This window comes from Moorena producens PAL-8-15-08-1 (assembly GCF_001767235.1).
GTDB lineage: Bacteria > Cyanobacteriota > Cyanobacteriia > Cyanobacteriales > Coleofasciculaceae > Moorena > Moorena producens_A.
Genome location: NZ_CP017599.1, coordinates 238,651 through 265,614 on the forward strand (window position 1 = coordinate 238,651; position 26,964 = coordinate 265,614).

15 protein-coding genes are annotated in these 26,964 nt (G+C 42.3%); 12 read left to right on the top strand and 3 right to left on the bottom strand.

All coding sequences use genetic code 11. From position 1 onward, the window contains the following. Positions 1-97: 97 nt before the first annotated feature. The gene (locus tag BJP34_RS01020; protein WP_070390722.1) at positions 98-547 is read right to left on the bottom strand and encodes a response regulator; all 450 of its coding nucleotides are present in this window, start codon (positions 545-547) and stop codon (positions 98-100) included. Between the two features lie 131 nt (positions 548-678). Between BJP34_RS01020 and BJP34_RS41980 the strand changes: the two genes are divergently transcribed. The 9 genes from BJP34_RS41980 to BJP34_RS01060 all read left to right on the top strand — a co-directional run bounded on the left by BJP34_RS41980 (position 679) and on the right by BJP34_RS01060 (position 18,846). Beyond that, positions 679-819, top strand: a complete 141-nt coding sequence (locus tag BJP34_RS41980) for a hypothetical protein (RefSeq protein WP_158516921.1) — start codon at positions 679-681, stop codon at positions 817-819. 808 nt (positions 820-1,627) lie between these two features. Then, the gene (uvrB, locus tag BJP34_RS01025; protein WP_070390723.1) at positions 1,628-3,628 is read left to right on the top strand and encodes an excinuclease ABC subunit UvrB; all 2,001 of its coding nucleotides are present in this window, start codon (positions 1,628-1,630) and stop codon (positions 3,626-3,628) included. 542 nt (positions 3,629-4,170) lie between these two features. Next, positions 4,171-8,172, top strand: coding sequence for a CHAT domain-containing protein (locus BJP34_RS01030; RefSeq protein WP_083304935.1), 4,002 nt, complete (start codon positions 4,171-4,173; stop codon positions 8,170-8,172). Between the two features lie 140 nt (positions 8,173-8,312). Next, complete coding sequence (locus BJP34_RS01035) at positions 8,313-9,719, top strand: transposase (RefSeq protein WP_324611005.1); 1,407 nt, start codon at positions 8,313-8,315, stop codon at positions 9,717-9,719. A 59-nt stretch (positions 9,720-9,778) separates the two neighbouring features. Further along, positions 9,779-10,258 (top strand): MEKHLA domain-containing protein, encoded by a 480-nt coding sequence (locus BJP34_RS01040; RefSeq protein ID WP_070390725.1) that lies wholly within the window; start codon positions 9,779-9,781, stop codon positions 10,256-10,258. Positions 10,259-10,606: 348 nt separating this feature from the next. Next, positions 10,607-10,885, top strand: a complete 279-nt coding sequence (locus BJP34_RS41985) for a hypothetical protein (RefSeq protein WP_158516922.1) — start codon at positions 10,607-10,609, stop codon at positions 10,883-10,885. Positions 10,886-11,096: 211 nt separating this feature from the next. Next, positions 11,097-13,913, top strand: a complete 2,817-nt coding sequence (locus tag BJP34_RS01050; RefSeq protein WP_070390727.1) for an ATP-binding protein — start codon at positions 11,097-11,099, stop codon at positions 13,911-13,913. Between the two features lie 122 nt (positions 13,914-14,035). Continuing rightward, entirely contained in the window at positions 14,036-16,264 is a 2,229-nt protein-coding gene (locus BJP34_RS01055) for a CHASE domain-containing protein (RefSeq protein WP_070390728.1), read from the top strand. Positions 16,265-16,518: 254 nt separating this feature from the next. Further along, a complete protein-coding gene (locus tag BJP34_RS01060) occupies positions 16,519-18,846 on the top strand; it encodes a response regulator (protein WP_070390729.1) in 2,328 nt (775 codons plus the stop codon). On the opposite strand, the gene BJP34_RS41990 is transcribed toward BJP34_RS01060, so the two are convergent. Then, positions 18,821-18,961, bottom strand: coding sequence for a hypothetical protein (locus BJP34_RS41990; RefSeq protein WP_158516923.1), 141 nt, complete (start codon positions 18,959-18,961; stop codon positions 18,821-18,823). The genes BJP34_RS01060 and BJP34_RS41990 overlap by 26 nt on opposite strands. A 715-nt stretch (positions 18,962-19,676) precedes the next feature. Between BJP34_RS41990 and BJP34_RS01065 the strand changes: the two genes are divergently transcribed. Further along, positions 19,677-20,537 carry a substrate-binding domain-containing protein gene (locus BJP34_RS01065; RefSeq protein ID WP_070390730.1) on the top strand — a complete coding sequence of 287 codons (861 nt, stop codon included), beginning with the start codon at positions 19,677-19,679 and terminating at the stop codon, positions 20,535-20,537. Positions 20,538-20,544: 7 nt separating this feature from the next. Continuing rightward, entirely contained in the window at positions 20,545-23,109 is a 2,565-nt protein-coding gene (locus BJP34_RS01070) for a response regulator (protein ID WP_158516924.1), read from the top strand. On the opposite strand, the gene BJP34_RS41995 is transcribed toward BJP34_RS01070, so the two are convergent. Next, on the bottom strand, positions 23,088-23,237 hold the full coding sequence (locus BJP34_RS41995; protein ID WP_158516925.1) for a hypothetical protein: 150 nt from the start codon (positions 23,235-23,237) through the stop codon (positions 23,088-23,090). The genes BJP34_RS01070 and BJP34_RS41995 overlap by 22 nt on opposite strands. A 445-nt stretch (positions 23,238-23,682) precedes the next feature. Here BJP34_RS41995 and BJP34_RS01075 point away from each other — a divergent pair, with 445 nt between their 5' ends. Next, the gene (locus BJP34_RS01075; protein ID WP_158516926.1) at positions 23,683-26,952 is read left to right on the top strand and encodes a PAS domain S-box protein; all 3,270 of its coding nucleotides are present in this window, start codon (positions 23,683-23,685) and stop codon (positions 26,950-26,952) included. Positions 26,953-26,964 lie beyond the last annotated feature (12 nt).

Below are 26,964 nucleotides of genomic sequence, written 5' to 3' on the forward strand. Positions count from 1 at the left end.
CTGCATAAGTGACATGCTCCCTAATCATCAACTATCAATTCTCGATTACCTATTACCTATTACCAGATACAAACGCTATAGCATGAATTGGCAATGCTTAATTTTTCGGTGGCAGTTTAACAATACTTAGCCAGAAGTTTTCAATTGACTTCAATACTTTGACAAACTGCTCTAATTCAAAGGGCTTAGTGACGTAGGCATTGGCGTTTAGCTTGTAGCTTGTGAGGATGTCCTGGTCAGAATCTGAGGAAGTGAGAATAATCACTGGAATCAGACTCAATTTTGGATCAGATTTAATCTGTGCTAACACTTCACGACCATCCATCACTGGTAGATTCAAATCCAGCAAAATTACGTCGGGACGGGGTGCCTTAGTATAAGGGGACTCTCGACGTAGAAATGCCATAGCTTCCTTACCATTGGTAAACGTCTCGATATTGTTGCGAATATTGCTATTTTTTAAAGTAGCTTTAGTTAGATCTAAGTCCCCAGGATTGTCTTCGACTAACAAGATTTCAATCCGCTGAATAGTATTTCTATAGTTCATAATTCCTATTTTTTTATGTTGAGATGAAATTAATAAAATTTTAGATATTTTATTAATTTTTTTTAAGTACCTGGACAAAAATAAACCTCACTTCTTGATGCAGTCGCTCATGGGGGAAACCCCCTGTTCCCTTGCTGCATCGCTGTATTAACTTGTGTAAAGTTGCCAAAAGCCCCTCTGCTCCCTGCTCCCTGCTCCCTGCTCCCTGCTCCCTATTTCAAGAGTTAATTTTACTTTTGTCCGACTACTTACTACATATAATTCTCGATTAATTGGGACGTTGTCAGGTATAATCGGTAATACTTATCTCCCTCGGAATTACCGATTAATCATTCCCAAAATTAACAATCATTTATTTGTTGGGTAGTTTTTGATATTAGATATAATTAGTGTTTCATAGTTTTCAGGATATAATCATAAATTTAATAATAAATTAAGGATTACAGCGGTTTTAAATTCTATCAGGTACACATTTATAATTTTCAGGAAATAGGAAATAGGAAATAGGAAATAGGAAATAGGGAATAGGGAATAGGGAATAGGGAACATAAGCAGGTACACAAAATTAATTGCACATTTTACAAAAATCAAAGCATTGCAGGGCAAGGTTTACATAGATTTATAGTAGGCAATTAATTCTGTGTATGTGCTTAAAAAAAACTGTGTTACTCATAGTTATTAAAAACGATAGAGTACAAAAAAAGCTTGGTTAAAATTATAAAATGCTATAAATTTAAAGTAAATGTTGATAATTTATGATGACTATTAATAGTTGCTTGTGTAATAAAAAAAGCCGTTATTAATTACCGATTATGTATATTTTTATCCGTAATAATTATGATTTAAGCAATTAGCAGTTAAGCAGATAGTTGTCATCCTACCCTCCGGATTTTGGGCAAGTCTTAAAACTATCTAGCGATGCAGCGCGGTCTTGGGGGTTTCCCCCATGAGCGACTGCATCAAGACAATGACTTTGGGTAATAATCTATCCATCAGTACCTATAAATTTACAGAAATTATGATGAAATTATAGATAGTATTTTTACGGATTTTTTTTTAGCTGTGCCAGAAGCGTCTAAGATGCTATTTAACCTCGAAGCCCCTTTTCAAGCAACAGGGGACCAACCCCAAGCTATTTCCCAACTCACCACTTACCTCAAGGCTGGCAACCGTATCCAAACTCTACTGGGTGCTACGGGGACAGGTAAGACTTTCGCCGTGGCATCGGTAATTGAAAAAGTCGGCAAACCTACCCTAGTACTTGCCCACAACAAAACCTTGGCTGCCCAGTTATGTAACGAATTGCGGGGGTTTTTTCCCCATAACGCGGTGGAGTATTTCATTTCCTACTATGATTACTACCAGCCCGAAGCTTATATCCCGGTCACTGACACGTATATCGAGAAAACCGCGTCAATTAATGATGAAATTGATATGCTGAGGCACTCAGCTACGCGATCGCTTTTTGAACGGCGGGATGTAATTGTGGTGGCTTCCATTAGCTGTATCTATGGCTTGGGTATCCCCTCAGAATACTTAAAAGCTTCGATTCCTCTGCGGGTAAATACCGAAGTTGACCAACGCCAACTCTTAAGGGATTTAGTCTCAGTACAGTATTCCCGGAATGATTTAGAATTGGGACGCGGACGGTTCCGGGTGAAGGGGGATGTTTTAGAAATTGGTCCGGCTTATGAAGACCGCATTATTCGGGTAGAATTCTTCGGAGATGAAATTGATGCTATTCACTACGTTGACCCAGTTACCGGTGGAATTTTCCAAAGTGTAGAGGGAGTAAATATTTACCCTGCTCGTCACTTTGTTACTCCCGATGAACGGTTGGAAGAAGCTTGTAATGCTATTAAGGTAGAACTTGAGGAACGTTTGGCTCAATTGGAGCAAACTGGTAACTTGCTAGAAGCGCAACGGTTGGAACAGCGTACCCGCTATGATTTAGAAATGTTGCTCGAAATTGGTTACTGCAATGGTGTGGAAAACTATTCTCGTCACTTGGCTGGACGCCAGCTTGGGGAACCACCAGAGTGTTTGATTGATTATTTTCCCGAAGATTGGGTTTTGGTAGTGGATGAATCCCATGTTACGGTGCCGCAAATTCGGGGAATGTACAATGGCGATCGCGCTCGAAAGCAAGTGTTGATTGACCATGGCTTTCGCTTACCCAGTGCAGCAGATAATCGACCCCTGAAGGCAGAGGAATTCTGGGCAAAGGTGAATCAGTGTATTTTTGTCTCTGCTACTCCTGGGGATTGGGAGATGGAACAATCTCAAGGACGAGTTGTGGAACAGATCATTCGTCCTACCGGAGTGCTTGACCCAGAAATCTTTGTCCGTCCTACAGCAGGTCAAGTAGATGATTTGTTGGCTGAGATTAAGCAGCGGGTGGATTGTCAGGAAAGGGTGCTGGTAACAACCTTAACCAAGCGCATGGCTGAGGATTTGACAGAGTATCTGCAAGAACGGGATATTCGAGTAAGCTACTTACACTCGGATATTAACTCTATTGAACGGATTGAAATCTTGCAGGCGTTGCGCCAGGGTGAATTTGATGTATTGGTTGGAGTTAACTTATTGCGAGAAGGCTTGGATTTGCCGGAAGTCTCTCTGGTAGCAATTTTGGATGCCGATAAGGAAGGGTTCCTCAGGGCACAGCGATCGCTTATTCAAACTATAGGCAGAGCAGCACGTCATGTCCGAGGGCAAGCCATTATGTATGCTGATACCTTTACAAAAAGCATGAGAAAAGCGATTGATGAGACTAATCGCCGTCGTAAGATTCAAATTGAATATAACAGCAAAAATAACATTATACCACAGCCGATTCGCAAAACCGCCAACAACCCGATTTTGACATTTTTAGATGTCTCCCGACGGTTGAATTCCCAACAGTTGGAATCGGTGTTTGAACAGGTGGATGATGTACCTTTGGAGAAGATTCCGGAATTGATTAATCAGTTAGAAGAACAGATGAAGGAAGCAGCAAAGACCTTGGAATTTGAAACGGCAGCCAAGTTACGCGATCGCATTAAGCAGCTGCGGGATAAACTGCTAGGTAATCCAAGTTAAATAAGTTTTTTTAAACTAACAGTAGTTGGAGTAATTATTGATATGTTTACGGCATGATCGGGATGTTGAAAACAGGCGCACTGCCCTTGAGATTTGCCCTCTGGCTATGGCGTTCATAGTACTTTCTCAACAGAACTATAGCTGACCTGCCACCCCCTCAAATTGCTCATGACAAAACCCGAGGCTCGGTACGAGCCGCTACGCGAAGGCTTTTTTGTCTCGATCCCACTCTCGGTGCCATGGGCTATTGAGGCAAGCAGACAGGCCCAACGAGTCTGTATGTTAAGTTTTGTTACAAAAAACAACAATCGGCATAAAAGGGAGGCATTAGCCCTGATAAATACATAGTTTAAAGGAAACTGACATGCTCGATATTTCCCAAAGATTCAACCAAGTGTTCTCATCCCAAGGGGGATTTCTCCGAAAGAATGAAGCTGTAGAGCTTTGATACCAAATCCGCTCTAGTAGCCCCCTGTTAAATCTAGGTCTACTTTCTTGAAAAGGGTGTATTCGACCCAGATTCCCTATGAATTCTATCACTGATGAGACTAACATTGAGCTGTCTTCACCTGTTGAGCCAGATCATTGGTCAGGGAAGATCAGCAGCAACTAAGTTTTTCCTGCTTGTTTGTTCTTCAACCTATTTGACCTATTGCCCGTTGCCAACCCCTGTGCAGGCGCAACCGATAGTTGAAGCCAACGATGGTACTGGTACTGTTGTCAACCCTGAGGGTAACCAATTCAACATTGATGGCGGTAAGCTGTCGGGAGATGGTGCGAATCTCTTTCACAGCTTCCAGAAATTTGGTCTGAGTGAAGGTCAGATTGCCAACTTTCTCTCTAATCCTAATATCCAAAATATCCTAGGGCGAGTCACTGGTGGTGATGCTTCTGTAATTAATGGCTTAATCCAGGTAACAGGGGGTAATTCCAATTTATTCCTGATCAACCCCGCCGGGATTGTCTTTGGTGCTGGTGCCAGCATCGATTTACCTGCTTCTTTTACCGCCACCACTGCTACTGGTATTGGTTTTGATGGCGGATGGTTTAATGCCATTGGTGGCAATGACTATGCTTCCTTGGTAGGCAAGCCCAATACTTTTGATTTTGCTGTTTCCCAACCAGGTGCGATCATCAATTTAGCTGATTTAGCAGTTAAAGAGGGGCAGAATTTAACCTTAGTAGGTGGTACTGTGATCAGTAATGGCACTCTCACTGCCCCTGGTGGTCAAGTTACTATTGAGGCTGTGCCTGGAGAAAATTTACTCCGTATTTCCCAGCCAGGTAATATTCTGAGTTTAGAAGTTTCCCCCTCTGCCACTGTTCCCTTAAATCCCCTTTCCCTACCGGAACTGCTGACAGTTGGCGGCGGTGATGCTACAGGAATTGAGGTAAATCGTGAGGGTACAGTACAACTGATCGGTTCTGGTATCCAGGTGGAAGATGGTGATGTAGTAGTGCAGGATATCAGTGCTGGTCAGCAAGTAGTTATTGAAGCAGACGGTAATATTCGGACAGCATCAATTACCTCGGATGGTGGAAGAATTTTCCTCAATAGTAGACAAGGAGGGATTGATACTAGTAGTGGCACACTGGATTCAACGGCGGTAAGTGGTGATAGTGGAAATATTGACCTGAAAGCAGAAGGTAATATCACTACCGGGAGTCTCAAGGCTTCCAGCAATAATGGTGATGGTGGTGATATTACTGCCGTTAGCGATAGAGGAAGTATTGATACTAGTGCTGGGGTAGTTGATTCTTCCTCTGTGGAAGGTAAAGGAGGAGAGGTTCAATTATTCGCTACCGAGGGAAGTATTAATGCTGGGGATATAAATGCTGCTAGTAGTAATGGTGAGAGTGGCAACGTTACTCTTGTTGCTGGTCGTGACATCAATGCAGAAAATGTTACTGCTGGGGAGATTAGTCTGATCAGTAGCACCGGTGGTGGAATAGATACTAGTGCTGGTAAGCGAAACCCTAATTCTACTATTACTCCCATTCTAGGTTTCCCAAAGCCGATTTTCACTCTAGAAAGTTTAGAATTTCCAGTCTCACTGCCACCTGAAGCTCCACCTTTGGTGGCTCTAGATCCACCCACGATTGAACCTCATTCAGTCATCGTCTCAGAGCCATTACCACCGCTACCACCACCAAAGGTAATTCCTGCACCTGTAAATTCTGGAAATCCTTCAAATCCTTCCCCAACAACACCATCAGGAAGGTCAGACAATCAAAACTCTGCCTTGCCAACCCAGGTTAATCGATCAGATTTGGCGGTCAATCAGAGCAAGAGGTCAAACAAGACTCAAGCAATTGAACTAGAACGACTGACAATCCTGGTACTGGAAATTACAGATTGTCTGGAAGAAGAACAATTGCTCAGAAATCCTCAAGGATTTTCTATACAAGTTGCTGCTAAAGATTACACTAAAGCTGCCGACTGCTATCATAAAAATTTGGAATTTTCAAGAATTTTTGGCGATAAACTGCGAGAATTAAAAGCTCTACATAACCTCGGAGTAACTCACTATAGATTGGGAGACTATGGCAAAGCTCTAGACTATCATAAACAGCATTTTAATCTTGCCCAATCAGACCAAAAATTAAGAGAAAAAACGCAAGCTTTAAGTGGTTTAGGAGCAGCTTATGGTGCAATAGGAAACTATGACAAAGCTATTGAATACTATAAACAGGGTCTAGAACTAGTAAACTCAACCAATGATTCTGAGCTGGAAAGGAATATAGTAAGCAATCTCGGATTAGCTTACTACGCTAAAAAGGAATATACCAAAGCAATTGAATACAAAGAAAAAAGTTTAGCGATCGCTAAAACATCCGATAACCTATCTGGAAAGGCAAGAGCATTATCTAATTTGAGCTTGGTGTACTATACCCTGACCGACTATAACCAAGCAATTGAATACTCTCAGCAGAGTTTAGCGATCGCACAAAAACTGCAAGATAACTATGGAGAGTTAGTAGCCCTAGAAAATTTGGGAATAATTTACTATGCTCTAGAAGACTACAACCAAGCAGTAAACTACCAACGCCAGAGTTTAAAAATTGCCAAGCAACTAGGTGATCGCCACGCCAACGGACGAGCTTTAAGCAACTTAGGTGATGCCCTCTACAAAGCCGGAAATCCTCAAGAAGCAAATGAGGCTCTATTTGCTGCCATTGAAATTTGGGAGTCTTTGCGGTCAAACTTAGGCAGCAATGACCTTGAGAGAGTATCATTTTTTGAAACTCATCAAACAACTTATAGCGCTTTACAAGAGTATTTAGTAGAACGAAAACAATTCAATCAAGCCCTAGAAATTACTGAAAGAGGACGAGCAAGAGCCTTTGTTGAACTATTAGCGAGAGGTTTATCAGAGTCTGAACCAAACCTAAAAAATCACAAACCGATTGCTCCTCCGAACATCAAACAAATTCAAAAAATTACTGAAAAACAAAACTCGACAATAGTTTTATACTCGATTATAAAAGAAGTCGTCGAAGCCCAAGGTTTGCGGCAACTTCAAGACAAAGAGCTTTATATTTGGGTAATTAAACCCACAGGTAAAATCGCTTTTCGTCAGGTTGATTTAACTAATCTGGATACATCTCTGAAAGAATTGGTTGTTATCACTCGTAAATCCATTGTGTTCAGAAGAAGTCCATCCCTAGTTGATTTAGTTCCCAGAGAAAGATTGACTAAAACAGAGAGAGCTGGTCAAACTGAACGATTAAAACAACTGCATCAACTGCTCATTGAACCAATTGCGGAACTCTTACCTACTAATCCCGAAGCTCGTGTTACTTTTATTCCCCACGAATCTTTGTTTCTAGTACCTTTCCCAGCACTACAAGACGCTTCTGGTCAATACCTGATCGAAAAACATACTATGCTCACTGCTCCCTCTATTCAGGTGCTGGATTTAACTAACCAGCAACGGCAACTGGTTTCTGGAGAAGAGATGCTAGTAATTGGTAATCCCACTATGCCTCAAGGTTTGCCCCCTCTTCCTGGAACAGAAACAGAAGCGCTAGCGATCGCTGAGATGTTCAATACTCAAGCCCTGATTGGCAATCAAGCCACTAAGGCAGCAGTAGTTGAGCAAATGTCAAAGGCAAAGATCATACATCTAGCTACTCACGGCTTACTGAATGACTTCAAGGGATTAGGTTTACCAGGAGCAATCGCCCTTGCTCCGACTAAAACAGATAAAGGTTTTCTCAGCGCTAGTGAAATACTCGACCTCAAGCTTAGTGCTGAGTTAGTAGTTTTAAGCGCTTGCAACACTGGTAGAGGTAGAGTTACCAGTGATGGCGTGATTGGATTATCCCGTTCTTTAGTTGCTGCTGGTGTACCTAGTGTGGTTGTTTCCCTCTGGAAAGTACCTGATGACTCCACAGCTGACCTGATGATTGAATTCTATCGCCAGCTACAACAAACACCTGACAAAGCAGTTGCTCTGCGTCAAGCCATGCTTACGACTCTTAAACAGTACCCAAATCCAGTGGAATGGGCAGCTTTTACCCTGATTGGGGAAGCCGAGTAATCAAGAAGTTGCAGGAGTTCAGCTGGAACGCGGGCATAAGTAAATCATAAAAGCTTTTTATGGGAGTAAACACAGATGCTGAAACTTTTCGGAAAGATTGTTATTATCTATATATATGAAAGCGCAATAAAAGCCAAGAGGTGATTGTTATACTGCTCAACTACCAATACCGAGCTGATCCAACTACTCAACAAAAATTACAACTAAACGATTGGCTACGAATTTGTCGTTACTGGTATAACTGGCAGTTAGGCGATCGCTGGCGGTGGTGGAATGAAAACCGTACTGGTGTTAATTCTTGTCCGTTGATTACTTACCTCCCAGAGCTTAGAGATAATCCCAGTTACTTTAGTCAAAAAAAGCTTCTGCCAATCTGGAAAAAAGATTTGGTAACAGTTGTCCAATCATGGGAATTGCTGGACTTTACCCGAGTTCCGGCAAATACTTTACAGGACGTATGTAAAAGAGCAGACCTAGCTTTCAATCGATTCATCAAGGGCGATAAAACGGGTACTCGTAGCGGAAAACCTCGATTCAAAAATCAAGCTAGATACAGAACTTTAAAAATAGAAGGTAAAGGCTCTTTTACTGTAGCCAGAATCGAGAATAAATGGATATGGCTGAAGATAACAAAGCTCAAAGGGTGGGTTAAAGTCCGACTCCATCGTCCGTTACCTGACGGGTTTAAACTCAAAAATATCCTAATAACCAAAAAAGCCGATGGTTGGTACACGACCTTATATTTAGAGGATCCTACAGTCCCAACTTTTAAACCAGAAAGTGTTACTCCTACTTGGAATAATACCATGGGATTGGATGCAGTCCTGTACGGAGATGATTATCTGGCGACATCTGAAAATACTAAGCTACCCTCACTTAAGTCTTACCGCAAAAATCAGGCTGTTATCAAAAAGGTAGAAACCAAAAAGAATGCCAGAAAAAAAGGGAGTAAAGCTCGGAGGAAGCTGCAATCGCGTGAAGGGAGAATACATCAACGGATCGCTAGGAGCCGAAAGGATCATGCCTATAAAACAGCTCATCTCCTGGTTAGAACCGGAAAAAAAGTTTTCTATTATGAAAATTTGAACCTTTCTGCTTTAAAGAAACGAAATAAACCCAAGCCAGATACTAATGGTGGATATTTGCCTAATGGACAGTCCGCAAAATCGGGATTAAACAAGTCTTGGTCGGATGCAGGGTTTGGACAGTTCTTTGAGATACTGGCCTACATAGCTGGAAAAGCTGGAGCAGTAACGAAAACGTGTAACCCTGTCTATACCTCTCAACTGTTGAGCTATCGAGACGAGTTTGTATTTACTGACTGCTCTATCCGCGAGTATTGGGATGAGCAAGAAATGCTGATGGTCGATCGCGATATCAATGCCGCAATCAACCTAAAACGAGTGGGGCTGGGCGTGTTCCCCACTATAAAACGGCGTAGAGGGAATCCTGTTGTTGATAGTTCTCTAACTAATAGTACCTTGAAGCAAGTTCTAGTAGCTCTAAGGAGTGCTAGAAGCCTACACTCACCCGTTAGGAGAGTGTAGGAGCGTCACGATTACTATAGTTTCCTAAGGGTGATAAATCTGTACACAATAATAAACCGATGAACACTGAGATCCAATTTCCTTGGCAACAAGACGCAGTAATTCGCCAGAGCCAACGTCTAATCAATAGCTTTCATCATTGGACAGGGCGTTCTCTAATCGATACTAGTGGCTCACCTATCGAAATTGCACAGGCACTATTTGAAGCTCCCTTTGTGGTCTTCTCTCACAACACTGAATCAGACCCCATTTACAACTATGGCAATCGGAAAGCTTTGGAATTGTGGGAAATGGATTGGAACCAATTGACTCAGATGCCTTCGAGATATTCAGCTGAGCCAATGGAAAGAGAGGAGCGTTTACGCCTGCTTAACCAAGTGACAAGCCAGGGCTATATTAGCAACTCTCAAGGTGTCCGCATTTCTAGCACTGGTAAACGGTTCCAGATTTCAGATTTTATCGTCTGGAATCTCATTGATGAGGAAAATAACTATTGTGGTCAAGGGGCTACATTTTCCCAGTGGATACGGATTAATTGACGATATCGCGCACTTAAATTGTCTATTTCTTGTCTATTTTTGAGAAAGGGGGAAAACTTGAAAGTTTTCTCCCTTTTTCCTGAGCGCCCCTGCCCCCTTGCCGATTCAATCAAAGAAATCATTTGTAGCATTCATAGTGCTAATTCATAGTGCTAATTCATAGTGCTAATTCATAGTGCTAATTCAGATAAGATGCCTCACAGCTTACTTCCCCTTCTTGCAGTCTCCTCCCCCACTTCCCGTCTCTTCCCCATCTCCATAAATCATCCCCCTACAAGGAGAGCTTTTTTCATAGCTATGAGGTACACATAATTTTTTCCCTGTTCCCTCTTCTGTGTTCTGTGTTCTGTGTTCTGTGTTCTGTGTTCTGTGTTCTGTGTTCTGTGTTGTGTGTTTCCTGTTCCCTGTTCCCTGTTCCCTGTTCTCTGTTCCCTGTTCCCTGTTCCCTGTTCCCTGTTCCCTGTTCCCTGTTCTCTGTTCTCTGTTCCCTGTTCCCTGTTCCCTGTTCCCTGTTCCCTGTTCCCTGTTCCCTGTTCCCTAAAACCGAGTAATATGTACCTCACCCAATTGAAAAATGCTATACAACGCCGTTATTTGGGTCGGATTAGCCGGGAACTCTATATGTAACTGGCCTCACAGAAGTCCATGTTGTTCAATGAGTCTAACCCTAAATGATTACAGCTCCAGGCTATCCCATCACTGAGTCAATCGAATCTAGCACTAGAACCCTACTTGGTATTGCCTATTGGTGCCATGGATGATTTAGCCAAGTCTTACCTAAAGACCTTCCTCATCTTGATCACTCATCAAACCGAAAGCCATATTGGAAATCAAAACTATGACAAAATCCAGGCTTGTCGGCCAAACTAGATTCCCCAAACCATTGGTTTGGACAGTGATTTTTATCTGCATTTTACCCTATGTTGTGCATCAATTAGGGGTTGATTTTAGTACCCATCAGGAACTGTTTGACCTCTCGGCAGCCTCTGAATGGGAACCCCATGAACTTCATGATGCCATGCACTCCGTCCTGTCCGGAAGTTTTGTACACACACTCCTGGAGTGGAGTGCTGTCTGTACGGCTGTTTTTACGGTTTGCTTAGCCTTCACAAACTATAGTATCACCAAAGACCCAATCGTTCCTATCATCGGCCTATCACTTTTTTTTGCTGGTGTGATGGATACCTTTAATACTGTGGCTGCTGAGCACTTAATTGATGCTGTCGCCGATAATCGGAATTTAATTCCATTTACCTGGACACTCTGTCGGCTTTTCAATGCACTAATCCTGATTCTAGGAACTAGCCTTTTCTCAAGGAGAAGCTGGGTAGAAAAAAACCAAACCAGCAGCTTGGGTTTTGTCATTATTGTCAGCTTGGGGTTTGGGTTGATTGCCTATGGCATAATTCACATCTGTGCAACCAGCGAGCTTCTGCCGGAAACAACATTTCCCAACTTCATTATCCCCCGACCATGGGACATCCTGCCATTGCTTCTGTTTATTGCTGCTGGCATTTTTATTTACCCAAGCTTTCACCAACGGTATCCCAGTCTGTTCTCTTACTCCTTAATTGTGAGTACTATTCCCGATACAGTCGCCCAACTCCACATGGCTTTTGGTTCACAAGCACTCTTCGACAGTCATTTCCATATCGCCCATTTCCTCAAAATTATTGCCTACCTGATCCCCCTAGTAGGATTAATACTGGATTATCAGCGTACCTATTGTACACTAGAACATGTGAATAAACGTCTGGTCTTAGAGATTGCTAAACAACAAGAAACAGAGGAAAAACTGCAAAGGTCAGTCAAAGAATTATCAGATTTCAAGTATGCTTTAGATCAAGGTTCAATCCTAGCTATTACTGACCAAAAAGGGGTAATTACCTATGTCAATGATCGGTTCTGTCATATCTCTAAATATTCTAGGGAAGAACTGATTGGACAAAGCCATCTATTGATCAATTCCAATTACCACCCCAAGGAATTCTTCCGAAACCTCTGGTCAATTATTGCTAGTGGTCAAGTTTGGCAGGGAGAAATTAAGAATCAAGCCAAAGATGGCACCTATTACTGGGTCGATACCACCATTGTACCGTTCTTGGATGATAGAGACAAACCTTACCAGTATTTGGCGATCAGAACCGATATTAGCGATCGCAAACAAGCTGAGGAAGACCTCAAACAGGCAAAAGAAGCAGCCGTTCGCGCTGCGGCGCAAAGCGCAGTGGCCAACCGTGCCAAAAGCGAATTTCTCGCCAACATGAGCCATGAACTCCGCACCCCTCTCAATGGCATCCTCGGTTACACCCAAATCCTGAAACGCTCCAAAACCTTGTCTGATCAGTCTCTCAAGGGGATTGACATTATTCATCAATGTGGTGATCATCTGCTCACCCTAATTAATGACATTTTAGACCTGTCCAAAATTGAAGCTGGTAAAATGGAACTCTACCGGACAGATTTTCATTTTTCGTCTTTTCTTCAGAACCTGATTGACATCTGCGAAATCCGAGTTCAAAACAAGGACATTTTGTTTACTTACCAACCCCTTTCTGAACTTCCCACCGGCATCCATGCTGATGAAAAACGCCTGCGACAAGTGCTGATTAACTTACTGGGTAATGGGATTAAGTTTACTGACACTGGAGACGTTAAGTTTACAGTAAGTGTCCTTAAACCCAGGGAAAAAGAGAATGAACACATGACCAATAGCCAAGAACTGTTAACAACAATTCGTTTTAAAATTGAAGACACCGGTATTGGCATGAGTCCCGAACAAATCGAACGGATATTTTTGCCTTTCGAGCAAGTGGGGAATCCCTTAAATAAAGCACAAGGGACGGGATTGGGATTAGCCATTACTCAGAAACTGGTTCAGATGATGGGGTCTAAGTTAGAAGTAAGCAGCCAGTTGGGCATTGGCACTGTGTTTTGGTTCGATTTGCAGTTAAAAGAAACCACAGCTGCATCCAAACCCATGACTCCTCAAAGAGGGATTATTGGCTTCAAAGGTCAGCCACCCACAATTCTGGTGGTGGATGATAAACAAGAAAATCGCTGGGTGATTGTAAATCTGCTGGCTCCCCTGGGATTTGAACTAGTGGAGGTTAGCAATGGTCAAGAGGGTTTAGAGGAAGCCACAGCATTTCCACCAGACCTGATTATCACTGACTTGTTGATGCCACAGATGGATGGCTTTGAGATGATCCGACAGTTGCGACAATCCCCCCAATTGCACTCAAAAGTAGTGATTGCCTCTTCGGCTAGTGTATTTGACACCGACAAGGAAAAAAGTAGTGAGGCTGGAGCGGATGATTTTTTGCCCAAACCAGTAGAGGCAGAAAAGCTACTAGAGATGTTACAAGTGCATCTGAAACTGGAATGGATTTATCAAGCAAGGCAGGAAGGAGGAAGTAGGAAGAAGAAAAACATCTCATCTCAAACCCTAGAGATTGTGACTCCTCCAGTCGAGAAACTTTCCCAACTTTACGATCTGGCTAGGGCAGGCTTAATCAATGACCTTTTAAAACAAATCGATAACCTAGAAAAATCCGATCCAAACACTAGTGATTTTGTCCAACATATCCGTGAATTAGCTCAAAATTTTCAGTTGAAAAAAATTAGAAATTTTATTAAAGACTATATTCAGTGAATTCAGACTATGCCTTTTTGATTTCATGATAAGTTATCTGTAGCCTATTTTTTAGATTTCAGATAATGACTAATTACAAACAGTAAACTTGATGTCATAAGTGACTAAGCAAAGGTGATATTATGAATAATAAAAAACTAATTAATACTATAATAAATCTCCAAAAAACAGTCCATTCTCTGCCCCTAGCAATCACTATTTTTACAGGGGTTATGTTTTCCCTACTAACGTTCATGGGAACTTGGAATTTGGAAAACAAAACCATCGAAAAAGAGTTTGAACAAGATGCAAAGGATATTGTTTCCTTGCTCCAAAGAAGCCTTGAAAAAAATCTACAACAACTGGAATCGATTGTTGGGGTCTATGCTGCCTCCGAAAAAGTGACTCGTCAGGAATTGCGGACGTTTGTCAAACCTTACTTGTCAAATCATTCAGATATTCAAGCCCTACAGTGGGTTCCTTGGGTACCCCATGAGCAACGATCCGCTTACGAACAAGCTGCCAAACAAGAGGGTTTTCCTAACTTTAAAATTACAGAAAAGAATCCTCAGGGAGAGCTGATTAAGGCTAAACCCAGAGAAGAATATTTTCCGGTCTATTTTCTTGAGCCATACCACGATAATGAGACAATGTTGGGATTTGACCTAGCCTCGAATTCTCTAAGTTTAGAAGCTTTGGAATTATCACGGGATAGTGGCAAAGCGATCGCAACTGCACCGATGACATTAATACATAAAAACACCCAGCACCAACTAGGATTCCTAATTTTATGGCCAATTTATCGACAAAATACACCTACTAATTCAGTTATATCCCGTCGCCAAAATCTGGAAGGTTTTGCCTCAAGTGCGTTTTTGATTGGAGACATTGTAGACAGGGCTTTAAAGTATCGACAACCGAGGGGGATTGATGTTTATCTGTTTCACGAATCTGCGCCAACAGAGGAGCGATTGCTCTATACCTATTCATCTAGTACACCCAAAGCATCAAAGGACTTGAAGGACGAAAACCTTGCTACCCTCAGAAATGGGTTACACCATAGTGTCATTCTTGATGTCTCAGGACAGAAATGGTTGATTCTGTCTAAGCCCAATTCCGAATATATAGCGAGTCGAAGAAGCTGGTATCCCTGGACTGTTTCCTTGGGGGGACTATTACTGACCATATTGCTAGCTATCTATATTAGCGATCGCATTTCAGCAGTAGCAGCACTGGTGGAGAGTGAAAGACAGCTAGAACAGCGAGTTGAGCAACGGACAGTGGAACTCCAGAAAGCCAAAGAAGCAGCAGTTCGGGCAGCAGTGGAAAGTGAAGCTGCTAACCGTGCTAAAAGTATATTTCTTGCCAACATCAGCCACGAAGTCCGCACTCCCCTCAACGGTATTTTGGGTTACGCTCAAATCCTGAAAAAATCAACTAGTCTAACTGCTAACGACAAGAAAGGTATTGATATTATCGAGCAGTGCGGCTCTAATCTGCTCAGCCTGATCAATGAGATTTTAGACCTCTGTACAATTGAAGCTGATCAATTAGAACTCCACCCCCAAACGGTTGATTTTGGTACCTTCTTGAAGGACATCGTGGCAATTTGTCAGGTGAAAGCAGAACAAAAGGGTATTTCCTATAGTTACCAAGCGACTTCTCGACTACCTAGAGCAATTACTGTTGACGAAAAACGCTTGCGACAAGTGCTGATTAACTTACTCGACAATGGCATTAAATTTACTGAAACAGGGGGAGTAGCCTTTAAGGTTAGTGTCCTTGAATCAAGGAAAAATGCCAAAGATGAAATAACCAATAAACTCCAACAGATTACCACTATTCGCTTTGAAGTAAAAGATACCGGTATTGGGATGAATAGCGAGCAATTATCTCAACTATTTTTGCCCTTTGAAAAGCTAGAAAATTCCTCTGGTTATGTGGAAGGGACTGGACTGGGTTTAGCAATTACCCATAAACTAGTCAAGATGATGGGAGGTGACATTAATGTCGAGAGCAAACCAGGCAAAGGTAGTCTTTTTACTATAGATTTAGACGTACCAACTTATCCAGAATACCATGAAATAAATTTTCAAAAAAATCAGCCAAAAGTTGTTGAATGTCAAGAACAAAAAAAACATAATCATAAAAACATATCACTTCAAACAACACAAATTGTTAGTCCTCCAAAAGAAAAACTAGTTTACCTCTACGATCTGGCTATGTCAGGCTTAATCAATGACCTTTTAGAGGAAGTCGATGAGCTAGAAAAAAATGATGATATATTTATACCCTTTTCCCAAGCTATCCGTCAATTATCCGAAAAATTTCAAATAAAAAAAATTAGAGAATTCATCAAACAATACCTGTAAAGTAATTAGATAAACCTGGTGACTAACACTATAAATACCAAACTAAAGAAGCAAGGGTAATTGATAGGAGACTGAAACTGTTACTTGGGTAAGACTGGTTGGGAATTCTATAATATAACTATTGTATTTACCACTTTATTTACAATTGTATCTACAACCCCGGTATGTACAACCCCACAATTATTAAATAATTCGCAATAGTTTTGCTTTACTGATAAAAGACAATGGCTGCATCTCCCTTGAGGAGGATATATATGACTAAATTAAAAACAGACTCAACCACCACATCTTCATTGTCAAATATGATTTCAACTAACTCATCCCATCCCTTAACAGGTCCCGTTGTCTGGTTTAGAAAGCAGCTAAATCGCCTTAGTATCAGTCAAAAGATTGCCTATGGGTATGGTATTGCCCTTGGGATTGCTGTCCTGGGAACAACAGTTGGACTCCTGATTGGCAATAACTACCAAAACTATGCTCAGAACTTAAGAGAAGATACCTTAGAAGAAAGTGAGCTTCTCATGGACCTGCAACGTTACCTGCTGGAAATACAAATACACCATCAATACTTTGCTGTTTTGTTCCAGCAACCAGAGATTTTTCATGAAGAGTATTCTCGTTTTAAAAAGCATTCCAGATTAGCCCAGCAAAACTGGTTGGCATTAAAAGAGTCTTACAAAAATCCAGAGGTGGATGAGCTAGCAGAGGAACTTGAACTTTTAAATAACCTTATCAAAAATTATGACAGCCTAATACAAGTATACACCCAACGGATAGAGGCACTATTGCGGCAAATTGATCCGTCAAATTTGACCCCAGAACACATCGATAAAGCCCAAAAAAAGTTTTTAGATTTAAGCAAGAGTCCTTTAGGGCTAAACCTCAGGAGTTTCGTCTATGACCTTGAGGAAATAATAGAGGAGGTTGAGGAGGAAAGACCACATGCCAAAGCTGTGCTAGAGGCTTCTGAAAGGCTTCGGACTCGAATCATTTTGATTAGCATGATTGCATCAATTTCAAGCGCAGCCCTATTAGCCTTCTATACCAGTAAAACACTGTTAGCAGCTCAAGATGTAGAAATTCAACGTCAACAGCTCCTGAGGGAAGAATTACAAGGGGCTAAAGAAAGCGCTGAAATTGCCAACCGTGCTAAAAGTGAGTTCCTGGCCAATATGAGTCATGAACTGCGCACTCCCCTCAATGGCATCCTCGGTTATACCCAAATCCTCCAACGCTCTAAAATCATAAGTCCTGAGGAACTCAAGGGCATCCGTGTCATCCACCAATGTGGCAACCACCTACTGACCTTGATTAACGATATTTTAGACATTTCTAAAATCGAGGCCAAGAAAATGGAACTGTACCCAAGGAATTTTCATTTTCCCTCCTTTTTAGAAAACCTAGTTGACATCTGCTGTATCCGCGCTGATCAGAAGGAAATTTCCTTTAGTTACCAACCCTTTGCTCAACTGCCCAATCACATCCATGCCGATGAAAAACGGCTGCGACAAATACTAATCAACTTACTCGGTAATGGGATTAAGTTTACTGACACTGGAGTAGTCACTTTCAAGGTCAATGTTTTGGAATCAAATCCCTTAACAACGGGGGAAGACAAAAAGCTAAACAACCATGGAGTGATCAGAACAATTCGGTTTGAAATTGAAGACACCGGTATTGGTATGAGTCCGGAACACATCGAACGCATAGTGTTGCCTTTCGAGCAGGTGGGGAATGCCTTAAGTCGAGCCGAAGGCACCGGATTGGGATTAGCCATTACTCAGAAACTACTTGAGATGATGGGGTCTACGTTGGAAGTGCAAAGCCAGCTCGGTGTGGGCAGTGTATTTTGGTTTGATTTGGACTTGCCAGAAGCTACAGAAGTAACTGATGTGATTGTTCCTGATCAGACAATTATTGGTTTCCTTGGCATTGAGCGCAAAATTCTGGTGGTGGATGATAAACAAGAAAATCGCTGGGTATTGGTGAATCTGCTCGCTCCCCTTGGCTTTGAACTCGAAGAAGCAACCAATGGTAAAGAAGGTTTGGACAAAGCTAAACAGTTCCAACCGGATCTGATTATTACTGACTTGTTGATGCCACAGATGGATGGTTTTGAGATGATCCGACGGTTGCGAGAATCCTCCCAATTCTCATCAGTGCCATTGATCGCTTGTTCAGCCAGTGTGTTTGATGATCACCAGCATCACAGTATTGACGCGGGAGCGGATGATTTTCTGCCCAAGCCAGTAGAGTCAAAAAAGCTATTAGAGAAGTTACGGGGACATCTGAAACTAGAATGGGTTTATGAAGAAGAAGAAGACAAAGATAAAAACGTCACGGCCAAGGCACCATCCTCCCTCAAAACTGAAAACTTGATAGTGCCCCCCTCAAAAGAAGCACTAGACCACCTGTACGATCTGGCTAAAACTGGCTTAATTAGCGAGATTTTAAAACAAGTGGAAATCCTGGAAAAATCTGATGAAAAGTTAATCCCATTTAGCCAAAATCTCCGTCAATTAGCGGAAGACTTTAACCTCAAGAAAATCCGAAAGTTTATTCAGCAATATCGGGAGCAATAATTATTATAGCAACGGGAGTAGGGAGTAGGGAATCGGGAGTCGGGAGTCGGGAACAGGGAACAGGGAACAGGGAGCAGGGAATAGGTAATAAGTAAAAAAAATATCTGTACCTCATAGCTATGATAAACGCTATATAGCAAAGGGAGTCGGGAGTCGGGAGTAGAGGTAATAAAATTAAATGTAGCTTATAAGTATAAGCATATAATCAATGCTATATCTCACAATTCACTATTAATAAATAATCCACAAGATGATTTTTGGTTAGTAAATTTTCACGCTTCACATACCTTGGAAAATTTTTACATAATTTGCTAACTAAAAAAAATTTTTTGTACAAAACCAAAAATAGTTTGTTCCCTGTTCCCTGCCTTTACAGATAAATTTTAAACTTTGTGCAATATCTGAGTATAACCAATGATATCCCATGGAAAAAGTAATGAAATAAACTAGAGATTAAGCTGAAACTGTTATTTGGTAAGATTAGCTGGGAACTCTATAATATGGCTATTGTAGAATACCATAACTGGAAAGTATTCGCAATAGTTTAACTAAACTAGTAATAAAAGACAATGGCTGCATCTCTCTTGAGGAGGATATTCTATGACTAGATTAAAAATGAACTTAACCAATCAATCGTGATTGTCAAAGACGGTTTCAATCAATTCATTCAAACCTTTAACAGGCTCCCTTGTCTCCTTCAAAAAGGGTCGTGTTGCACCTTTATGGCATTGACTCTAGCACTACAACCTAAGTTGCTCAAGGCATGTCTGAGGCTGACCAAAAACCCGTAATTATCAAGGGTAAAATTAATAGTTTATTGGAGATGTCTAATGAAGTTAAATAGCTGGTTCACCCTAGCTCTAGGGACGAGCCTAGCCATGTTGGTAAGTTGCACCCCCAACACCAACCAAGCCACCAATGTCCAACAAGCCCAGCAGGAAATCAAGATTACTGGGGCAGGGAGTCCCTATCCAGCCATGAAGGTATTAGCTGCTGCCTATGAAGCCAAGACTGAAAACACAGTCATTACCTTTTTGCCAAAAAGTCAATCCCCTGGTGGGATCGCTGGCACTAAAGACAAATTGGTTGATCTTGGTACTGTTACCAGAACGTTGAAACCAGAGGAGGATGATGGCTCTTTAGTATATCGGGAAATCGCCAAAGATGGTTTAGTAGTAGCAACTCACCCTAGTGTCGCAGGAGTGACCAACTTGCAAACGGAACAACTCAAGGCCATCTACAGCGGAAAGGTGACCAATTGGCAAAAGGTAGGGGGACCAGACGCAACAATTATCGTGCTGGATCGACATGAAGATGAGTCAGCCAAGAAACTATTGCGGAAATACTATCTTGGATCAGACCTCAAGAATGCTCCAGAAGCAGTGATTTTGCGCCACGAAGCTGATTTAATTGCAGCTGTTCAGAGTACACCCTACAGCATCGGTGCTTTTTCCCTGGCCTATGCGATCGCTAATCAGCTACCTGTGAACCGCCTCAGCCTCGATGGCGTAGAACCCACCCCTGAAAACATTCAGTCAGGTAAGTATAAAATGGTGCGTCGCCTTGGCATCGTCTACCGCCAAGCTCCCTCAGATAATGCCCAAACCTTTATTGACTTCGCCTTTAGCAAAGAAGGAGGCAACCATCTGCTCGAATCAGGGTTTATACCATCTAGTCAGGAACAGGAGTAGTAGTGACATGTTCCGACCGATGTACTCGAAACTTTCCCTCAGAGCAAAAATACTATTGCCGATGCTCTTTGTGTTCCTGGGAATGTGGATAGTAGGAACCTTTAGTTTGGGCTATTTTTTCACTAAGCGTCTGGAACAGCAAGTGCAAGAGGAGATCGAGGACTTCTCATCCATACAATTGCATGCCTTTGAACAGGAAAAAGAAACTCTATTTTTGAAAGCAAGGTGGATAGCTGACAGACAGGATGTTTCCACATTGGTTGCGACAGGGAACCGGAAAAAGCTGTTTCAGTATTTACTGCCGATACAGTTATCTTATCAGCTCGATCTGCTTAAAGTCGTAGACAATAACGGGTCTATATTGCTGGAACTGCGGCAGGCAGACCTTAACCAAGTTGAGCTACTCGACGAGACACTCAACCAAGCCGCAAGCATTGGGATGGATTTGTTCGATTTCCTCCCAGCTCAAGACAATGCTGCATCGCTTCTAGTCGGTCTAACCTCGGTGAAGTCTGACCAGGAAATCTTAGGGGGAATAATCGTTGGCATTACCATTAGCGATGAATGGCTTGAACAATTACGCCCCCATAGGCACCATCACCTCGTTACCTTCTACGATTCTGAGGTTACTGCCTCTACCTTAACCGATGCTAAAAACACTCCTTGGCAGCCACCGCCAATCCAATCCCTACCAGTGCAGGTCACTATTGCCGAGAAAAACTACATTGCCAAAACTGTAGAGATCACTGGGATCAATGGCAAGGGGGGCAAACTGGTTTTACTCTACTCCGCCGCACCTCTTGAGCAGGTGCAGGGACAGTTGTGGTTAAGTATCAGTGCTTTGTGCTTGCTGGGGTCCGCAATTACCAGCTTAGTTGCCAACAGGGTCACGTTGTTGATTATCCGTAACATTAAACAAGTAACAGAGGTAGCCCAGCGCGTCACTAAAGATGATGATTTTACTCTACAAGCCCCGATCATATCCCAAGATGAAATAGGAGTCTTAGCCACTTCTCTGAATCATCTGATTCAACAAGTAAAGCATCTTTTGGCATCCAAAGAAGCAGAAGTCCAACGTCAACAGCTCCTCAGCCAAGAATTACAAGCAGCTAAAGAAACCGCTGAAATTGCCAACCGTGCTAAAAGTGAGTTCCTGGCCAATATGAGTCATGAACTGCGCACTCCCCTCAATGGCATCCTCGGCTATACCCAAATCCTCCAACGCTCTCAAATCATGAGCCCTGAGGAACTCAAGGGCATCCGTGTTATCCACCAATGTGGCAACCACCTACTCACCCTGATTAACGATATTTTAGACATTTCTAAAATCGAGGCCAAGAAAATGGAACTGTACCCAAGGAATTTTCATTTTCCCTCCTTTCTAGAAAATCTAGTTGACATCTGTCGCATCCGGGCTGATCAGAAAGACCTTTTCTTTAGTTACCAACCCCAGAATCAACTTCCCAATCACATCCATGCCGATGAAAAACGGCTGCGACAAATACTAATTAACTTACTGGGTAATGGCATTAAGTTTACTGACACTGGGGCAGTCACTTTCAAGGTAAATGTCATCGAGTCAAAGCCCTTAACAAAAGGAGAAGACAAAAAGCCAAATAACCATGGACTGATCAGAACAATTCGGTTTGAAATTGAAGACACCGGTATTGGTATGAGTCCGGAACACATCGAACGCATAGTGTTGCCCTTCGAGCAGGTGGGGAATGCCTTAACTCGAGCCGAAGGCACCGGATTGGGATTAGCGATTACTCAGAAACTGCTGGAGATGATGGGGTCTACTTTGGAAGTGCAAAGCCAGCTGGGTGTGGGTAGTGTATTTTGGTTCGATTTGGACTTGCCAGAAGCGACAGGGGTAACTGATGCGATCGCTCCTGACAAGACAATCATTGGTTTGTCAGGCAAAGGGCGCAAAATTCTGGTGGTGGATGATAAACCAGAAAATTGCTGGGTACTGGTGAATCTGTTAGCTCCCCTTGGCTTTGAAATGGCAGAAGCGAGCAATGGTAAAGAGGGTTTAGAGAAAGCCACAGACTTCCAACCGGATCTGATTATTACTGACTTATTGATGCCACAGATGGATGGTTTTGAGATGATCCGACGGTTGCGAGAATCCTCCCAATTCTCATCACTGCCAGTGATCGCTTGTTCAGCCAGTGTGTTTGATGATCACCAGAACCAAAGTAGTGAGGCGGGAGCAGATGATTTTTTGCCCAAGCCCGTAGAGTCAAAAAAGCTATTAGAGAAGTTACGGGTACATCTGAAACTAGAATGGGTTTATGAAGAAGAAGAAGATAAAGATAAAAACGTCACGACCCAGCCACCATCCCCCCTCAAAACTCAAAAGTCGATAGTGCCGCCCTCACAAGAAGCACTAGATCACCTGTACGATTTGGCGAAGACTGGCTTAATTAGCGACATTTTAAAACAAGTGGAAATCCTGGAAAAAACGGATGATAATTTAATCCCATTCAGTCAACATCTCCGTCAATTAGCCGAAGACTTTAAACTCAAGAAAATTCGACAGTTTATTCAGCAATATCGGGAGCAATAATTATTATAGCAAAGGGAGTAGGGAGTAGGGAGTAGGGAGTAGGGAGTAGGGAGTAGGGAGTAGGGAGTAGGGAGTAGGGAGTAGGGAGTAGGGAGTAGGGAGTAGGGAAAAAATCCTGTGTAACTCATTAGGCTATAAACAGCTATAAAATAAATAAATTAATTGTTAACTTTTTAAATTAAAAAAATCATCAAGCCAGGCATAAAACTCTATATTTTGTATAGCAATTTGTGTAGGATTTTTGAGAATATTTGTTCCCTTATAGTCCCTGCTTTATGTTACCTTTGCTATAGGATTGATTCATAACTAATCCTACAGGTATATAGTTGCTGCCTAATTAATCTTATCTTAACAAAAAAAATAATACAGTGTTTTTGTAAGTTTTTTGGGTAATTAAAGGGAACAATTAAAGGGGAACAGTGAACAGAATACTTTGGAAAAAGTAGAAAAAAAATTAATTAGTTAATCTGAGCAATGAAAACTATCAAAAAAATTAGCCCTATAGCGGAAATAAACTACTTTCTAGCTATTTTTATACCTTTAACGATAGGGATAGGAAGTTTTCTAGTGCTCATGCATCGCACCGAGGTTAAGGTTGACACAACCGAAGTCAACCTTAATGAAATCCGTAATGTTGAGATGGCAGCTCAACGAGCAACTAGTGATTTCCATGTCATTGTATCAGACTTGAGATTCCTAGCCAATCAAAATGAGTTACGGACAATGTTAGATAGCACCAGTGATGCTCCCCAAGAAACTGAAAGGTGGCGCATGGCCCTTACTCAAGAATATCTCATCCTGGTTCGAGAGAAAAGGCTTTATGACCAAATTCGCTTTCTAGATACAACTGGTAAAGAAATTGTTACAGTCAACTTTAACCAGGGTCAGCCGGTTATTGTGCCTGAGGAACAACTGCAAGTCAAGGCCAATCGTTACTGGTTTAAAAAAACCTTAGCTTTGCCAAAGGGAGAAATGTTTGTCTCTCCCCTAGACCTGAATGTCGAAAATGGAAAAATTGAACACCCCCTGAAGCCAGTGATTCGCGTTGGTAGCCCTGTTTTTGACAGTTCTGGTCAGAAACGGGGCATCGTCATGATTAACTATTTTCCTAAACATTTCATCAATAGTTTGGAACCCGAAAATAATACGTCATTAGGGGAAATGATGCTGTTGAATGGTGAGGGATTTTGGCTGAAGGGAACCAAGCCAGAGGATGAATGGGGATTCATGTATCCTAACCGCAAAGACCGTACCTTTGCCAAGGGGTTTCCAAAAGCATGGCAACGGATTTCTAAGGCTGATCAGGGGCAATTTGAAACTACTAACGGTAAGTTTACCTTTACCACTGTTCATCCTTTCTACGAGATGCAAACAGGTAAAACTCCTGTACAAAAGCGTTTTTATGATCCCACTACGATCGATGCTAACTCCGATACCTGGAAAATTGTCACCTACATTTCCCCTAAGGTGATAAATGAACGCTCTCGTGATTCCTGGAAGCCCCTAGGGCTGCTTTATGGTAGTTTAGTGGTGCTAATTGGTATTGGTTCTGGTTTACTAGCACGGGCTAAGGTAGAGCATCAGCACGCAGAAGAGGAACTGGGACTGAGTCAGGAACGCTTGCAGCTAGCTTTAGAAGGATCCGGTGATGGACTCTGGGACTGGAACATCATGACTGGAGAGGTTTATTACAGTCCCCGGTGGTTAGAAATGCTGGGCTATGATGTGGATGAACTACCAGGATACCTCAGCAGTTGGGAAAAGCTGATACATCCAGAGGATAAAGCCTTAGTAAAGTCGTTGTTGAATGCTTGTCTAAAGAACAGTTCGGTTCTCTTGGCCTGTGACCATAGAGTACGAACCAAATCCGGTCAATGGAAATGGATTGCCATTTACGGTAAAGTCGTGGCTCATGATCACAAGGGCAACCCGAAACGAATGGCAGGAACCCATAAAGATATTAGCGATCGCAAACAGGCCGAGGAGGAGCTGCGGCTGAGCAGAGAACGCTTTCGCACGCTCTATGAAAATACACCAGTTATGCTGCATTCGATTGATAGCAATGGTAAATTGCTCAGTGTCAGTAACTACTGGCAAAAGAAGTTAGGCTACGATCGTAATGAAGTTATTGGAAGACAATCAACTGATTTTTTAACAGAATCACGCCAGTACACCCAAGGGATGTTTCTGCCTAAATGTTTTGAGACAGAAATGTGCTTGGATGTTCCCTATCAGGTGATCTGCAAGAATGGAGAAATCATTGACGTGCTTCTTTCCGCTATTGCTGAACAAGATGAGTTAGGTCAGGTGGTTCGGTCTCTAGCGGTTATGGTTGATGTCACTGCTCGCAACCAAGCGGAAGCAGCACTCCAACATGCTAAAGAGGCTGCGGAAGTCGCCAATCGTGCTAAAAGCGAATTCCTGGCTAACATGAGCCACGAACTAAGAACCCCCCTTAATGGTATCCTCGGCTACACCCAAATCCTCAAAAAGTCCAAAACCATGGCTCCTGAGGAACTCAAAGGCGTCCACATCATTCATCAGTGTGGTTCACACCTGTTAACCCTGATTAACGACATTCTAGATCTATCCAAAATTGAAGCCAGGAAAATGGAACTCGTTCCTAGAAATTTTCATTTTTCCTCCTTTCTGGAAAACCTGGTTGACATCTGCAGTATCCGCGCTAATCAGAAGGACATTGTATTTACTTACCAACCCCTTTCTCAACTTCCCAATGGCATCTATGGGGATGAGAAACGCCTACGACAAGTACTGATGAATCTCCTAAGTAATGCCATCAAGTTTACTGACTCTGGGGAAGTAACCTTGAAAGTGAGTGTCCTTGAATCTACCCAAAAGGATATCCCCCCATCACCCTCCTTCACAAGGGAGCTTAACAAAGAAAAAAGGACAAAAATCCGGTTTCAAGTAGAAGATACTGGGATTGGTATAACCCCAGAGCAATTACAAAAGATTTTTTTGCCCTTTGAGCAAGTAGGAAATCCCTTTCGCAAAGCAGAAGGGACAGGATTGGGATTAGCGATTACTCAGAAACTCCTGTGTATGATGAACTCTACCTTAGAAGTCAGGAGCCAGCCGGAAATTGGCAGTGTGTTTTGGTTTAATTTGGAGTTGCCAGAAGCCACAGAAAGCTTACATGCCCCCATGGCTTCTCAAACAGGGATCATTGGCTTCAAAGGCCAGGGGCGGAAAATCCTGGTGGTGGATGATAAATGGGAAAATCGCATGGTTTTGGTTAATCTGCTTGCCCCCCTTGGGTTTGAACTGGTGGAGGCCACCAACGCTCAAGAGGGTTTGGAGAAAGCTCAGTGTCAGCCTGAGGTAATTATTACCGACTTGCTCATGCCAGGGATGAATGGTTGGGAATTGATCCGACAGCTGCGAGAATCTCCCCAATTACAGTCAGTAGTGGTGATTGCTTGCTCAGCCAGCGTATTTGATACTCACCAACACAAGAGTATTGAGTCTGGGGCGGACGAGTTTCTGCCCAAGCCAGTAGATTCAGAAAAACTATTCGAGATATTACGGATGCATCTGAGACTGGAATGGGTGTATGAAGGAAAAGAAGAACGAGAAAAGATGATGGCTGAAAACATCTCATGTCAAACTACAGAGATTATCCCTCCCCCAGCTGAAAAACTTGCTCAGCTCTATGATTTGGCCAGAACAGGCTTAATCAGCGAAATTCTAGAACAAGTGGATACTCTGGATAAATCCGATGATAAATTTGCGATTTTTGTCCAACATATCCAGCAATTCGCTCAAGGCTTTCAGGTTAAAAAAATCCAAGATTTCATCAAACAATACCTGGAACGTAATTAGTTAAGAGGTAAG